This window comes from Streptomyces sp. NPDC006487 (genome assembly GCF_042870555.1).
Lineage (GTDB): Bacteria > Actinomycetota > Actinomycetes > Streptomycetales > Streptomycetaceae > Streptomyces.
Genome location: NZ_JBIAHN010000008.1, coordinates 69603 through 83737 on the forward strand (window position 1 = coordinate 69603; position 14135 = coordinate 83737).

At 73.8% G+C, this 14135-nt stretch carries 13 protein-coding genes; all 13 read left to right on the forward strand.

The genetic code is table 11. The annotated features are described in order from the left end of the window. Window positions 1-1674 (forward strand): carboxylesterase/lipase family protein, encoded by a 1674-nt coding sequence (locus ACFYM0_RS15375; RefSeq protein ID WP_388501152.1) that lies wholly within the window; start codon window positions 1-3, stop codon window positions 1672-1674. A gap of 37 nt (window positions 1675-1711) precedes the next feature. Further along, window positions 1712-2890, forward strand: coding sequence for a 3-deoxy-7-phosphoheptulonate synthase (locus tag ACFYM0_RS15380; protein ID WP_388501154.1), 1179 nt, complete (start codon window positions 1712-1714; stop codon window positions 2888-2890). Window positions 2891-3012: 122 nt separating this feature from the next. Continuing rightward, complete coding sequence (locus tag ACFYM0_RS15385; RefSeq protein WP_388501156.1) at window positions 3013-3816, forward strand: 2,3-dihydro-2,3-dihydroxybenzoate dehydrogenase; 804 nt, start codon at window positions 3013-3015, stop codon at window positions 3814-3816. Window positions 3817-3950: 134 nt separating this feature from the next. Next, a complete protein-coding gene (locus tag ACFYM0_RS15390) occupies window positions 3951-4574 on the forward strand; it encodes an isochorismatase family protein (RefSeq protein WP_388501158.1) in 624 nt (207 codons plus the stop codon). Beyond that, the gene (locus ACFYM0_RS15395; RefSeq protein ID WP_388501160.1) at window positions 4571-6556 is read left to right on the forward strand and encodes an anthranilate synthase family protein; all 1986 of its coding nucleotides are present in this window, start codon (window positions 4571-4573) and stop codon (window positions 6554-6556) included. Before ACFYM0_RS15390 ends, ACFYM0_RS15395 begins: the two co-directional genes overlap by 4 nt. Beyond that, window positions 6553-7521 (forward strand): aspartyl/asparaginyl beta-hydroxylase domain-containing protein, encoded by a 969-nt coding sequence (locus ACFYM0_RS15400; RefSeq protein WP_388501162.1) that lies wholly within the window; start codon window positions 6553-6555, stop codon window positions 7519-7521. Before ACFYM0_RS15395 ends, ACFYM0_RS15400 begins: the two co-directional genes overlap by 4 nt. 193 nt (window positions 7522-7714) lie before the next feature. Further along, on the forward strand, window positions 7715-8935 hold the full coding sequence (locus ACFYM0_RS15405) for a thiamine pyrophosphate-dependent enzyme (protein ID WP_388501165.1): 1221 nt from the start codon (window positions 7715-7717) through the stop codon (window positions 8933-8935). Between the two features lie 2 nt (window positions 8936-8937). Next, a complete protein-coding gene (locus ACFYM0_RS15410) occupies window positions 8938-9960 on the forward strand; it encodes an alpha-ketoacid dehydrogenase subunit beta (protein WP_388501168.1) in 1023 nt (340 codons plus the stop codon). Further along, window positions 9957-11318, forward strand: coding sequence for a dihydrolipoamide acetyltransferase family protein (locus tag ACFYM0_RS15415; RefSeq protein ID WP_388501171.1), 1362 nt, complete (start codon window positions 9957-9959; stop codon window positions 11316-11318). The genes ACFYM0_RS15410 and ACFYM0_RS15415 overlap by 4 nt, the downstream gene beginning before the upstream one ends. Further along, window positions 11315-11899: a TetR/AcrR family transcriptional regulator gene (locus tag ACFYM0_RS15420; protein ID WP_327253950.1), complete on the forward strand. Its 585-nt coding sequence runs from the start codon at window positions 11315-11317 to the stop codon at window positions 11897-11899. Before ACFYM0_RS15415 ends, ACFYM0_RS15420 begins: the two co-directional genes overlap by 4 nt. Next, window positions 11884-12204, forward strand: a complete 321-nt coding sequence (locus ACFYM0_RS15425; protein ID WP_388501174.1) for a chorismate mutase — start codon at window positions 11884-11886, stop codon at window positions 12202-12204. Before ACFYM0_RS15420 ends, ACFYM0_RS15425 begins: the two co-directional genes overlap by 16 nt. A gap of 144 nt (window positions 12205-12348) precedes the next feature. Next, on the forward strand, window positions 12349-12783 hold the full coding sequence (locus tag ACFYM0_RS15430; RefSeq protein ID WP_388501176.1) for a transketolase C-terminal domain-containing protein: 435 nt from the start codon (window positions 12349-12351) through the stop codon (window positions 12781-12783). Between the two features lie 51 nt (window positions 12784-12834). Beyond that, window positions 12835-14130 (forward strand): 3-phosphoshikimate 1-carboxyvinyltransferase, encoded by a 1296-nt coding sequence (gene aroA, locus ACFYM0_RS15435; RefSeq protein WP_388501178.1) that lies wholly within the window; start codon window positions 12835-12837, stop codon window positions 14128-14130. The last annotated feature ends 5 nt before the right edge of the window (window positions 14131-14135 follow it).

Genomic DNA, 14135 nt, shown 5'->3' on the forward strand with positions numbered 1-14135 from the left:
ATGGCAACCGTGTACGCCGCGCCGGCCGAGACCCGGGTCGAGACCGCGGCCGAGGCCGGGATTGGGACCGGGATTGGGATTGGGACCCCGACCCGAGCCGACACCCGGGCAGCCGCCGGCCCGCCCCGGGCCCGTACCACCGCGGGCGAGGTCCGCGGCTCCGCGGGCGCGGGCGTGCTCGCCTTCCGCGGCGTCCCCTACGCCGCGCCCCCCGTCGGCCCGCTGCGCTTCGCCTCGCCGCGGCCGCCCGTGCCCTGGACCGGGGTGCGGGACGCCACCGCCTACGGCCCGCCCTTCTGCCAGCCCACCGGAGCGGGCAGCGAGGACGCCCTGCACGCCAATGTGTGGACCCCCGCCACCACCGGCTCCCGGCCGGTGCTCTGTTACGTGCACGGAGGAGCCTGGATCGCCGGATCCGGGAACCTGCCCACCTTCGACGGCTCCTGGCTCGCCGCGCGCACCGACGCCGTCGTGGTCACCTTCAACTACCGCCTCGGGGTCTTCGGCTTCGGCCTGCACGAGGAGCTGACCGACCCGGAGACCGGTTCCTTCTCCAACTGGGGACTCCAGGACCAGGCGGCCGCCGTGCAGTGGGTGCACGACAACGCGGCCGCGTTCGGCGGTGACCCCGGCAACATCACCCTCGTCGGAACCTCGGCCGGCGGGGCGTCCGCCCACCAGCTCGCCCTGCTGCCCGACACGCGCCGGCTGATCCGGCGCCTCGTCGCGATCAGCGCCGCCCACCAGTGGGAGCCCGCGCTCGCGTTCACCGCCGAGGACGCCCGCAGCGTCCACGCCGCGCTCGCCGCGAGGTTCGCCACCACGGTCCCGGGACTGCGCGAGGTGCCTGCCGCCGAACTGGCGGCTGCTTGGGCGGAATTGACCGGACCACGGACCGAGGAGCGGATCGTCGCCTCCGGCCGCGCGTTCCGCGGTCCGGTGATCGACGGCGACTGGCTGCCGGCCTTCGGCCACGAGCGGCCCGCCCCCGACCTGCCGGTCCTGTCCGTGCACACCCGTACCGAGGGCGCCTTCTTCACCGGGCCGTCCGCACCCACCCCCCTGGCGCCCCCGGCCCCGGCCGACGAGGGCGAACTCACCTCCCTCGTCCACGACTTCCTGCGGTACGGCCTGCCCGGCGCCGGTACCCCGCTCGCCGAGCGGTGCGTCGCGGTCTACCGGGAGGCCGCCCTGGCCGAGGGGCGCCCCGCGCGGCCCCTCGACCTCTGGACGGAGATCTGGGGCGACGCCTTCTTCCGGCACCCCGTGCTGCGCACCGCCGAACGCCACGCACGGGCGGGCCGCTCCCCCTCGTACGTCATGGAGTTCGCGCATCCGGTACGCGCCCCCTACTTCGGCACGCCCCACGAGGCGACGTCCAAATTCCTCTTCGGCACCCACGGACGGCCCGAGCACGTGGCCGAGTTCGGCGACGGGCCGGCCGAGCGCGAGATCGCCGGGATCCTCGCGGACCTCGTCGGTTCCTTCGCCCGCACCGGCGTGCCCGCGAGCCCCGGCGCCCCCGCCTGGCCGAGGTTCTCGCCCGGCCGGCCGACCGCCCTGATCCTCGGCGGGCACGGCGCGCACGCGCCCGCCGCCGTGATCGGCGACCTGGGCAAACAGCGCCAACTGCGTTTCTGGGACGACCTCGGGTGGGGTCTGGCTCCCGCGTGACCGCCCGCCCCGACACCTACTCATCAGGAAGAAACCCGTGGACAACATCACGCTCGACATCCGACTGAAGCCGGCTCTGCAGCAGCCCGAATGGGACGACCCCGCCCAGGTCGACGTGGTGCGCCGGGAGCTGGCCGGACGGCCGTCGCTGGTGCGTGCCCAGGACGTGCGCGCCCTGCGCGCCGCCCTCGCCGCGGTGGCGCGGGGCGAGGCCCACCTGGTCCAGTCCGGCGACTGCGCCGAGGACCCCGACGAGAGCACCGCGGGGGACGTGCACCGCAAGACGGCCGTCCTGGACCTGGTCGCGGGCGCCTTCAAGATGATCACGCAGAAGCCGGTGGTCCGGGTGGGCCGGATGGCGGGCCAGTTCGCCAAGCCGCGTTCCAACGGCACCGAGATGATCGACGGCGTCGAACTCCCCGTCTACCGCGGGCACCTGGTCAACGCCCCGGAGGCCGACGCCGAATCCCGGCGCCCGGACCCGCTGCGCATGCTCGTCGGCTACATGGCCGCCAGCGAGATCACGAAGCACCTGGGCTGGCAGGGGCCGGTATCCCCGTCCCGGCCCGCGCTCGAACCCCAGGTGTGGACGAGCCACGAGGCGCTGCTGCTGGACTACGAGCTGCCCCAGCTGCGCGCGGACGGCGAGGGCGGTACGTACCTCTCCTCGACCCACTTCCCGTGGATCGGCGAGCGGACCCGCCAACTGGACGGAGCGCACGTGGCGCTGCTGGCCGAGGTCTCCAATCCGGTGGCCTGCAAGGTCGGCCCCTCCATGACCGAGGAGGAACTGCTGGCCCTGTGCCGGACCCTGGACCCCCAGCGCGAGGCGGGCCGGCTCACGCTGATCAGCCGGATGGGCTCCGAGGCCATCGTGGACGCGCTGCCGCCGCTGGTCGAGGCGGTCCGCCGGGCCGGCCACCCGGTCATCTGGCTGTCGGACCCGATGCACGGCAACACCGTGTCCACGCCGAGCGGCCACAAGACCCGGCACATCGAGACCGTGAAGCGCGAGGTGCAGGCCTTCCAGTTCGCCGTCGAGTCCGTGGGCGGCGTGGCGGGCGGCCTCCACCTGGAGACCACCCCCGACGACGTCACGGAGTGCGTGCCGAACGAGGCCGCGAACCACCGGGTGGGCCGGACGTACACGAGCTTCTGCGACCCCCGGCTGAACCCGGCGCAGGCCATCTCGGTCGTGACCGCCTGGCAGAAGTGACGCCCGGGCCTCACGCCCGGGCCTCACGCCCGGACGGTGCGCGGCGGCCCCTGGGCCCCAGAACCGGCTCCCGGAGGATCCGGGAACCAGAACGCCGGGAACGAGAACGAAGGAGGGGAAGCATGGAGGAGAAGGTCGCCGTCGTCACGGGCGCGGCAGGAGGAATCGGACGCAGTGTCGTCCGGCGCCTGGCCCGGTCCGGGGTGCTGGTCGCCGCGGTGGACCGGTACCCGGACCCGCTCGGATGGGCCGTCAAGGAGCTGAACGAGGAGCTCGACGCAGAACTCGGCCAGCGGCCGGACGGTGCGCCACGCGTGGTCGCCCATCCCGCCGACGTCACCTCCAGCGAGGCCGTCGAGGAGACCGTGGACCGGGTCGAGGAAGAGCTCGGGCCGATCGAGTACCTGGTCAACTCCGCCGGCGTGCTGCGCCTGGGCAAGGTCGTCGACTACAGCGACGAGGACTGGCACACCACCTTCCGGGTCAACGTGGACGGGGTGTTCCACCTCTCCCGCGCGGTCACCCGCAGGATGCTGCCCCGCAACCGGGGCGCCCTCGTCACGGTCGCGTCCAACGCGGCCGCGGTCCCGCGCTCCGACATGGCCGCCTACGCCGCCTCCAAGGCCGCCGCCGCGATGTTCACCAAGTCGCTGGGCCTGGAGGTCGCCCGGTACGGGATCCGCTGCAACATCGTCGCGCCGGGATCCACCGACACCCCGATGCTGCGTTCCATGTGGCCGGACGAGTCGGCCTCCCGGGGCACCCTCGAAGGCAGCCCGCAGGCCTTCCGCATCGGCATTCCGCTGGGCCGCATCGCCCAGCCCGACAACATCGCCGACGCCGTCGCCTTCCTGCTGTCCGACGAGGCCGAGCAGATCACCCTGCACGTCCTGACGGTCGACGGAGGCGCCTCGCTCGGCGCATAGCACCCGCGACCGGCGAGGCCGCCGGATCGCACCCTCCCGGTGCCGCACCAGGGCGGACGTCCGGCCCCGGCCGGGCTCGCCGCCGATCGCACACGCGGCGCCCCACCAGTCCGCCCAGTTACGAGAGGACGTCCATGGCCGGGATCCCGACCATCAGCTCCTACCCCTTGCCGACGTCGGGCGATCTGCCCGAGAACACCGCTGCCTGGTCGGTAGACCCGGACCGGGCGGTCCTGCTGATCCATGACATGCAGCGGTACTTCCTCAACCCGCTGCCCGGCCCGCTGCGCGAACAAGTCGTCGCCAACGCCGTCCAGGTGCGCGAGTTCTGCGCCGAGCGCGGCGTGCCGACGTACTACACCGCCCAGCCCGGCGGGATGACCGAGAAGGAGCGCGGCCTGCTGCGCGACTTCTGGGGGCCGGGCATGCGGACCGACCCGGTCGACCGGGACGTGGTGGAGCCGCTGGCTCCGCGACCCGGCGACCGGGTGCTCACCAAGTGGCGCTACAGCGCCTTCTTCCGTACCGACCTGCTCGAACAGATGCGGGCCCAGGGCCGCGACCAGCTGATCACCGTCGGTGTCTACGCGCATGTGGGTGTGCTGGCCAGCGTGCTAGAGGCGTTCACCAACGACATCCAGCCGTTCCTCGTCGCCGACGCCATCGCCGACTTCTCCGAGGAGCACCACCGGATGACCTTGGAGTACGCGGCCCAGCGCTGTGCCGCGGTCACCACCACCAAGGAGATCACCGCATGACCGACCACGACGACACCGTGGACCAGGCCGGCCGGACCGCCCTCGCGACCGGGCTGCTGCACCGGATCACCGGGGAGCATCCACCCGCCTTCGCCGTGCTGCACCGCCCCGAGTCGGCCGGACCCGGCCGGCTGGAGGTGCTGACCGGCACGGTCGCGGAGTACGAGAACCTGGCCGGCATCCCGCTCGCCGAGGACGGCGCCGCCGGACCCGGGCACGAGGTGCTGACCCTGATCCCGTACCGGCAGCTCGCCGAGCGCGGGTTCCACGCCCCCGACGACGGCGCCCCGCTGCTGTCGCTGCTCGTCGAGGAGCAGTACGAACTGCCCCTCTCGACGGGCCTGTCGCTGCTGCCCGACCTGCCGCTGGACGTCTCCGAGGGCGTCTTCGACGTCACCGACGAGGTGTACGCCGACACCGTCCGGAAGATCATCGACAACGAGATCGGCCGGGGCGAGGGCGCGAACTTCGTCATCCGCCGCTCCTTCGTCGCCGACATCTCCGACTACTCGCCGCGCCACGCGCTCGCCTTCTACCGGCGGCTGCTGAGCGCGGAGACGGGGGCCTACTGGACGTTCATCGTCCACACCGGTGAGCGGACCCTCGTCGGCGCGAGCCCCGAGCGGCACGTCAGCCTCGACGGCGGCACCGCAGTGATGAACCCGATCAGCGGAACGTACCGCTACCCCGCCCAGGGCCCCTCCGTACCCGAGATCCTCGACTTCCTCGCCGACCGCAAGGAGGCCGACGAGCTGTACATGGTCGTCGACGAGGAACTCAAGATGATGGCCCGCATCTGCGACGCGGGCGGCATCGTCACCGGACCCCACCTCAAGGAGATGGCCCGCCTCGCGCACACCGAGTACTTCATCTCGGGCCGCACCACGCGCGACCCGCGGGAGATCCTGCGCGAGACCCTGTTCGCGCCGACGGTCACCGGCAGCCCGCTGGAGAGCGCGGCCCGGGTCATCTCCCGCTACGAGCCCCAGGGGCGCGGCTACTACAGCGGCGTGCTGGCGCTCATCGGCCGCGACGAACGGGGCGAGCGGGCGATGGACTCCGCGATCCTGATCCGGACCGCCGAGATCGACGGGGCCGGCCAGGTCCGCATCGGCGTCGGCGCGACCCTGGTGCGCCACTCCGATCCGGACTGCGAGGTCGCCGAGACCCGGGCCAAGGCCGCCTCGCTGCTCGACGCGCTCAAGGACCGCGGACCGGTGTCCTTCCGCGAGAACCCCGAGGTCCGTGCCGCGCTGGAGAGCCGCAACGAGAACGTGGCCCGCTTCTGGTTCGACGACCCCGAGGAGCGGCTGCGCACCGCGCACGATCCGGTGCTGAGCGGCAAGCGGATCCTGGTGGTGGACGCCGAGGACACCTTCACCTCGATGATCGACCAGCAGCTGCGCTCCCTGGGCATGACGGTCACCGTGCGCCGCTTCGACGAGCCGTACGAGATCGACGACTACGACCTCGTGGTGATGGGCCCCGGCCCGGGCGACCCGCGCGAGACCGGCGACCCCAAGATCGCGCACCTGCGGGGCACCGTCCGGCGGCTCCTGGACGAGAAGCGGCCGTTCTTCGCGGTCTGCCTGAGCCACCAGGTGCTCAGCACCCTCCTCGGGCTCCCGCTGGTCCGCCGCGACACCCCGAACCAGGGCGTCCAGAAGCCGGTCCAGCTCTTCGGGACCCCCGAACTGGTCGGGTTCTACAACACCTTCGCCGCGCGCTCCCCCGAGGACAAGGTGGAGGTCGACGGGGTCGGCGTCATCGAGCTCAGCCGGGACCCCGAGACGGACGACGTGCACGCCCTGCGCGGGCCGCACTTCGCCTCGCTGCAGTTCCACGCCGAGTCGCTCCTCACCCGCAACGGGCCGGCCATCGTCGGCGGGCTGATCCGCGAGCTGCTCGTCGCCGGGCAGCCGGCGCGGGAGGGGGGCGTGCACGCGCCGTCCTCCCCCGCCGGTCCGGGCCCCGTGTCGTGACTGCCGCCACACTCACCGCGGAACGCCCCGGGACGAGACCGGCCGCCGCCGTCGCCATGCCGGCGGCGGCCCGGCTCGCCCCGTCGTTCAACGCGGGCTGGCTCGCCGCCGAGCTGCGGCGGGTCTGCCCGCCCTCCGACGACTGGCGCAGCCTGGTGCTGCGGGCACCGGGCGGGCGGGCACTGCCCGGCATCCCCGCGGACGGCCCGCACGGGGACTGGACCGACACCCCGTGGCTGGAGCGGCTGCCGCACACCCGCTACATCCTGAAGGCGGTGCCCGCACCGGTCGTCAGTGCCCGGTTCCTGTGCCGGGCGCCCGGCAGCGGCGCGGTCGGCCGCATCGAGGCCGCGCAGGGCCCGTACTGGGGAACGGCGCGGCTGCACGTCCCGGTGGAGACCAACGCCCAGACCCTGCTCCTGCTCGACGGCGAGGTCCACCGCTGGAACCCCGGTGACCTGTGGTTCGGTGACTTCACGCGGACCCACCAGGTCCGGAACCAAGGCTCGGAGCACTCGGTGCACCTGGCCCTGGACGTGCTGCTGACCGAGCCGCTCGCCCGTCTCTTCCCGGTGGCCTGGCGGGACTGGTTCCGGGCGGGTGACGTCCTGGTCAACCGGATCCCCCGGCCGGTCGGGCGGGCCGCGCTCGAGGCCCCGCCCCGGGCCTTCGAGCTGCCGTCCGCCTTCCTCCTGCGCGAGCACCCGGACCCGCTGGACGGCTACGCGCCGACCCAGCGCGCGGTGCTGGCGCCCGAGCCCGCGGCCGGCCGGATGGTGCTGCGGCTGGAGAGCGGCCGGACGCTGCCGCTGGTGCACGTCGGCGGCGAGGAGTACCGCTTCGCGGGCCGCAGCGAGGAGCGCACGCTGCAGACGCGTGGCGAGGGCGCACGGGCGGAGATCCTCCTCCGGGCCCGCGCGGGTCGCCTCGAGCGGCAGCGCACGGTCCCGCTCCGCACGCCGTAGCGGTCCTGAAAAGCCTCAGCGGCCCCGAAAAGCCTCAACAGCCCTGCGCAGCCGTCCCGGTGCCGCGTGTCCGGCACCGGGCTGTGTGGCCCGGGCACCGCGCGGGCGGCCGAGAGTGTTGCCGGCCGACCTCCCCGCGCGGTGCCCCCGGCTGACAGCTTTTGGGGAGACCGCAAGAGGAAGAAGGGGACACGTGAGCACCGTCGAACAGACGCGTTCCGGCACGGGAACGGAGGTGAAGCGGCAGCCCGCCCCGCGCACCGTACGGACCCGGGCCCGGTCGGGCGCCACAGCGGCCCCGGCCGCCCCCGCCGCGCCGGCAGCACCGGCCCGCCACCCGCTGCTGCCGTCCGAGCATCCCGTCCGGCTCATCGACGCCGACGGACTGCGGACCGCCGCCGGACAGGACGCGGGATACGAACTCCCGGGCGCCGAACAACTGTTGAAGGCCTACCGGGCGATGGTGACCGGCCGCCGCTTCGACCAGCAGGCGACCGCCCTCGCCAAGCAGGGCGAGCTCGCCGTGTACCCCTCCTCGCACGGTCAGGAGGCCTGCCAGGTGGCCGCGGCGCTCGTGCTCGGCGAGAACGACTGGCTGTTCCCCACCTACCGGGACTGCGTCGCCGTCCAGGCCCGCGGCATCGACCCGGTCGAGACCCTGACCCTGATGCGCGGCGACTGGCACTGTGGCTACGACCCGGGTTTGCACCGCACCGCCCCGCAGGCCACCCCGCTGGCCACGCAGGGACCGCACGCCGTCGGCGTGGCACACGCCGCCCGGCTGCGGGGCGAGGACACCGTGGCCCTCGTCCTCATCGGCGACGGGGCCACCAGCGAGGGCGACTTCCACGAGGCGCTGAACTTCGCGGCCGTGTTCAAGTCCCCCGTGGTCTTCCTGGTGCAGAACAACGGCTTCGCGATCTCCGTCCCGCTGGAGAAGCAGACCGCGGCGCCCTCGCTCGCCTACAAGGGCATCGGCTACGGCATCCCCTCCGAACAGCTCGACGGCAACGACGCGGCGGCGCTCCTCGCGGTGCTGGGCAAGGCCGTGACACGGGCCCGGGCGGGCGGCGGACCGACCCTGATCGAGGCCCACACCTACCGCATGGACCCGCACTCCAGCGCCGACGACCCGGGCCGCTACCGCGACGCCGCCGTCACCGACAGCTGGGTGGCCAAGGACCCGGTGGCCCGGCTGGAGCGCTACCTGACGGCCGAGGGGCTGCTGTCCGAGGCGGACATCGCCGACGCCGCCCGCGTGGCGGAGGACCGGGCCGTCGATCTGCGCGGCCGGATCCTGCGGTCCGGCCCTCCGGAGCCCGGGACCCTCTTCCACCACATCCGCAGCGGGGGCTCGGCGCAGCTGAGCGAGCAGGAAGCACTGCTGGCCGCCGAGACCGCCCTGGAGGACTGACGATGACGGCAGTTGTGGACGCGCCGCAGCAGCTGGACGCGCCGCTCGCGCGCACGACGATGGCACAGGCCCTGAACCGGGCCCTGGCCGACGCGATGACCGCCGACCCCTCGGTGGTCGTACTGGGCGAGGACGTCGGCCCCCTCGGCGGCGTCTTCCGGATCACCGACCGGCTGCAGCGCGAGTTCGGCGAAGAGCGGTGCTTCGACACACCGCTGGCCGAGGCCGGGATCATCGGCATGGCCGTCGGGATGGCGATGAACGGCTTCCGGCCGGTCGCCGAGATGCAGTTCGACGCGTTCGCGCTGCCGGCGTTCGAGCAGGTCGTCGGCCATGTCGCGAAGATGCGCAACCGGACCCGGGGCGTCCTGAACCTCCCGATGGTCATCAGGATCCCGTACGCGGGCGGCATCGGCGGCGTCGAGCACCACAGCGACTCCTCCGAGTCGTACTACGCGCACACCGCCGGCCTCACGGTCGTGGCCCCGTCGACCGCGGCCGACGCCTACTCGCTGCTGCGCGAGGCGATCGAGTACCCGGACCCGGTGGTGTTCCTGGAGCCCAAGCGGCTGTACTGGGCCAAGGAGCCGCTGTCCCTGCCGGTGCGCACCGAGCCGATCGGCCGGGCCGTGGTCCGCCGCGCGGGCACGGACGCCACGCTGGTCGCGTACGGGCCGTCCGTGCCGGTGGCGCTGGCCGCGGCGGAGGCGGCCGCGGCGGAGGGCCGCTCCCTGGAGGTCGTCGACGTACGGTCCCTGGTGCCGTTCGACGAGGAGACGGTCGCCGCCTCCGTACGCCGCACCGGGCGCGCGGTGGTGATCGCGGAGGCCTCGGGCTTCGCGAGCGTCGCCTCCGAGATCAGCGCACGCATCGCGGAGCGGTGCTTCCACTCGCTGCACGCGCCGGTCCGCCGGGTCACCGGCTTCGACATCCCTTATCCGCCGCCGAAGTTGGAGCGGCACCACCTGCCCGGTGTCGACCGGATCCTCGACACCGTCGACGAGCTTCAGTGGGAGAGCGCATGAGTACGGCAGCGGCCGTGCAGGACTTCCTCCTGCCCGATCTGGGCGAGGGGCTGACCGAGGCGGAGATCGTCCGCTGGCTGGTGGCCGAGGGGGACGTGGTCACCGTCGACCAGCCGGTGGTGGAGGTCGAGACGGCGAAGGCCACGGTGGAGGTGCCGAGCCCGTACGCCGGGACGGTGTCCGTCCGCCACGCGGCGGAGGGCGCCACCCTGGAGGTGGGCCGCCCCCTGCTGACGGTCGCCCCGCCCGGCACGGTCGCCGCAGTCGCCGCCGCTCCCGCGGTCGTCGCCGCCGTCGCCGCCGTTCAGCCGGCCGAGGAGGGCTCGGGGAAGGTCCTGGTGGGCTACGGCACCCAGCCCCTGGGAAGCAACCGCCGCCGCCGTGCGGCGGCGCGCGCCCTGGCCCCGTCCACGGGCGCCGCCCCGCAGGTGACCCCGTCTCCGGCCCCGTCGCCGGCTCCGGCTGAGGGACAGCCGGCTCCGGCCGCGGGACAGGACCTGCCCGGGGCCGCGCGGGTCGTGTCGCCCGTCGTACGGGCGCTGGCCGCCGCCAACGGGCTCGATCTCGGGTCCGTGGCCGGGACGGGGGCCGGTGCGGTCATCACCCGGCAGGACGTCAACGCCGCGCTCGCCCAGCGGGATCTGTGCCGCGCCGTACAGGCACCGGCGGCCGCCGCCCCGGCACCGGCCGTCGGGGAGACCCGGCTGCCGCTGCGCGGAGTGCGGGGGGCCATCGCGCGCAAGCTCACCAAGGCCGCCGCCGTTCCCACCGCCACCGTGTGGGTCGACGTGGACGCCACCGAACTGCTGGAGCTCAAGCGGAGCCTCGACGGCGTCGGACTGCTCGCGCTGCTCGCCCGGTTCACCGTCGCGGGCCTGCGCCTGTTCCCCGAACTCAACGCCACCGTCCGCGAGGACGAGATCGTCCGCTACGACTCCGTGCACCTCGGCATCGCGGCGCAGACCGACGCCGGCCTGCTCGTTCCCGTCGTCCGCGACGCGGACCGCCTCACCTCCCGCGGTCTCCAGCGCGAGCTCGCCGCCCTCGTCGAGCGGGCCCGCTCCGGCGGCCACGGCCCGGCCGAGCTCACGGGCGGCACCTTCACCCTCAACAACTACGGGACCTTCGGCGTCGACGGCAGCTCCATGCTGCTCAACGCCCCCGAGGCGGGCATCCTGGGCATCGGCCGGATCATCGAGCGGCCCTGGACCATCGAAGGCCGCATCGAGTCCCGCTCCATCAGCCAGCTCTCGCTCGTCTTCGACCACCGGGTCTGCGACGGCGCCGCCGCCGGCGGCTTCCTGCGCTTCGTCGCGGACTGCGTCGAGCACCCCGGCGCAGCGTTCGCGGACCTGTGAGCGACGGCCGGCCGAACACCCGCGAGACCCTGCTGGGCGAGGCCGTCCTGCTCTTCAACGAGAAGGGCTTCGCGGCGTCCGGCATGGGGCTCCTCGCCGATCGGATCGGCATCCGCAAATCAAGCCTCTACCACCACGTGCAGAGCAAGGAAGAGCTGCTGGAGCTGGCCCTCGGCCGCGCCCACGGCATGCTCCTCACCGCCCTGCACCCCGCCTCGCCGAGCCGCACCGCGTTCGGCCGGCTCGAATCGTTCGTACGTGCCGTGCCCGACCGGCCGGACCGCGAACTGCCCTGCATCCAGCTGCTCCTGGGCCCGGACGGATGGTCCGCGGCAGGGGCGCGCACCGACATCGAGCGCCGCGTCGCCGAGCTGATCCGGCGTGCCGCGGACGAAGGGACCGTGCGGCAGGACCTGCCGCCGGACCTGTGCGCCGGGCTGCTGCTCGACACCATCGGCTCCGCCCTCGCCCGGCGGTCCACCACCGTGCCCATCGACGTGCTCGTCGCCCTCGCCCTCGGCGGACTGCGCGAGTACCGCACACCGATCCTTCCAGGGAGTTCCGTATGTCCGTCGACATGAGTCCGATCAGCGGCACGAGCCTGCTCACCGGGGTCCGCAGCGACGCCGGCAACGCCGCCCGGGCCGTGCAGGCCGTCCTCTCGCACCGGAGCGACATCGACGAGGTCGACCGCCGCCTGATCTCACTGATCAAGGAGCGGATCCAGATCTCCAGCCGGGTCCAGAAGGCCCGGATGGGGGCCGGCGGCCCGCGCATCGTGTACTACCGCGAGGAGCAGATCCTCGGCACCTACGAGCGTGAACTGGGCAGCTCGGGCGAGGCGATCGCCCGCGTGCTCCTCGAACTGGGCCGCGGCCAGGACTGATCGTCACGCCCGGCGCGCACCTGACGTACCCGGGGCGCGACCTGACGAGACGGCGCACGGCCCGTTGAAGGGGCTCGCCCCCCTGTCCCACGATGACCCGGCGGGCAGCGTCCCGCACCGGAACCGGCAAGGAGCCGTACCACCATGAGCGATGAAGCACGCGGGGGCTACGTCCTCGTCGAAGCATCCGGCGGTACGCCCCTGACGGTTCTGGTGGCCACCGGCGGTGAGACCGCCGTGGCCCTGGAAGCCCGGGCGATCCTGGAGCGCGACGGCATCGGCACCCGCGTGGTGTCGGTGCCCCGCCCCGACCGGTTCCTCGCCCAGGACCAGGCCTACCGCGATGCGGTCCTCGCCCCGCACACGGCGGTCAGGGTGTCGGTCGAGGCCGGCTCGGCCCTCGGCTGGTACGCCATGGCCGGCGGTGCGGGCCCGACCGCGAGCCTGGACCGGTTCGGCCGCTCCGGCAGCTACCGGAGCCTGTACCAGCAGTGCGGGCTGACCGCCCACCGCGTCGCCACCGCAGCCCGCGCCTGCCTGGCCCGGGCCCACAGGGCCCGCAACCAGGGCCTGTCGTGAGGGGTGTCCGGCACCCCGCGTCCTGACCACCAGTCCCGACCTGGAGCCACCTTGTCGCCCAACACGGCAGCCGCCGCGTCCGCCCTGTCCGCCCGGATCCCGGGATCCAAGAGCCTCACCAACCGCGCCCTGCTGCTGGCGGCCGCCGCACGCGGCACCTCGGGCCTGTGGGCACCGCTGGTCAGCGACGACACCGTCGCCTTCCGGCGGGCCCTGACCGCGGTCGGCATCAGCACCTCCACCACCCCCTCCGACGAGTGCTGGGAGGTCACCGGCACCGGTGGCGGCCCGTACGCCCCCGGCCGGGTCTGGTGCGCGGACGCCGGGACCGCGGCCCGCTTCCTGCCGCCCTTCGCGGCCACCGGACGCGGCAGCTTCGTCTTCGACGGCTCCGAGCAGTTGCGGGCCCGCCCGCTGGGCCCGCTCACCCGGGCCCTGACCCGGCTCGGCGCCGAGGTCGCGGCGGGCCCGGACGGCGGACTGCCGCTGACCGTGGCCGCCCGGGGGCTGGCGGGCGGCGTCGTGGAGCTGGACTCCGGCCTCAGCAGCCAGTACCTGAGCGGGCTGCTGATGGCCGGCCCACTGATGACCGGCCCGCTCACGGTGGACGTCCCGCGCCTGGTGAGCCGCCCGTACCTGGACATGACCCTGGCACTGATGCGGCGCTTCGGCGCGGACGTGAGCGAGGACGCCGGTACGGTCACGGTCCGGCCCGGCGGGTACACGGCGACGGACCTGGTGATCGAGCCGGACGCGTCGACCGCCTCGTACTTCTTCGCGGCGGCGGCCGTCACCGGCCGCACCCTGACCGTGCCGGGTCTGGGCAGCGGCAGCCTCCAGGGGGACCTGCGGTTCGCCCGGGTGCTGGAGCTGACGGGCGCCGAGGTGGAGATCGGCCTGCACTCGACCACCGTCACCGGCCCGGCCGGCGGACGGCTGACCGGTGGTTTCACCGTCGACATGGGCGAGATCTCCGACACCTTCATGACCCTGGCCGCCATCGCGCCGCTCCTCGACGGGCCGGTCACCATCACCGGGATCGCGCACGCCCGGCTGAAGGAGTCCGACCGGATCGCGGCCGTGGCCGCGAACCTGCGGGCCTGCGGGATCCGCGTGGAGGAGGGGCCGGACCGGATCACCGTCCACCCCGGCACCCCGCGCCCGGCCGTCGTCGACTGCCATCGCGACCACCGCATCGCGATGTCGTTCGCCGTACTGGGCCTGGGCAGTTCCGTGCCGCTGACGCTGGACGACCCGGCGTGCGTGGCCAAGACCTTCCCCGAATTCCACACCGAGCTGAACAGGCTCTTCCCCGAATACCAGATCCGCCTTGACAAGGAGCAGTGAGAGAA

Bases quoted from the DNA above. Each gene is read 5' to 3' on its own strand.
- ACFYM0_RS15410 (WP_388501168.1), top strand. From the start codon at position 8,938: ATGACGGCAGTTGTGGACGCGCCGCAGCAGCTGGACGCGCCGCTCGCG.
- ACFYM0_RS15425 (WP_388501174.1), top strand. From the start codon at position 11,884: ATGTCCGTCGACATGAGTCCGATCAGCGGCACGAGCCTGCTCACCGGG.
- ACFYM0_RS15390 (WP_388501158.1), top strand. From the start codon at position 3,951: ATGGCCGGGATCCCGACCATCAGCTCCTACCCCTTGCCGACGTCGGGC.
- ACFYM0_RS15430 (WP_388501176.1), top strand. From the start codon at position 12,349: ATGAGCGATGAAGCACGCGGGGGCTACGTCCTCGTCGAAGCATCCGGC.
- ACFYM0_RS15415 (WP_388501171.1), top strand. From the start codon at position 9,957: ATGAGTACGGCAGCGGCCGTGCAGGACTTCCTCCTGCCCGATCTGGGC.
- ACFYM0_RS15385 (WP_388501156.1), top strand. From the start codon at position 3,013: ATGGAGGAGAAGGTCGCCGTCGTCACGGGCGCGGCAGGAGGAATCGGA.
- ACFYM0_RS15395 (WP_388501160.1), top strand. From the start codon at position 4,571: ATGACCGACCACGACGACACCGTGGACCAGGCCGGCCGGACCGCCCTC.
- ACFYM0_RS15375 (WP_388501152.1), top strand. From the start codon at position 1: ATGGCAACCGTGTACGCCGCGCCGGCCGAGACCCGGGTCGAGACCGCG.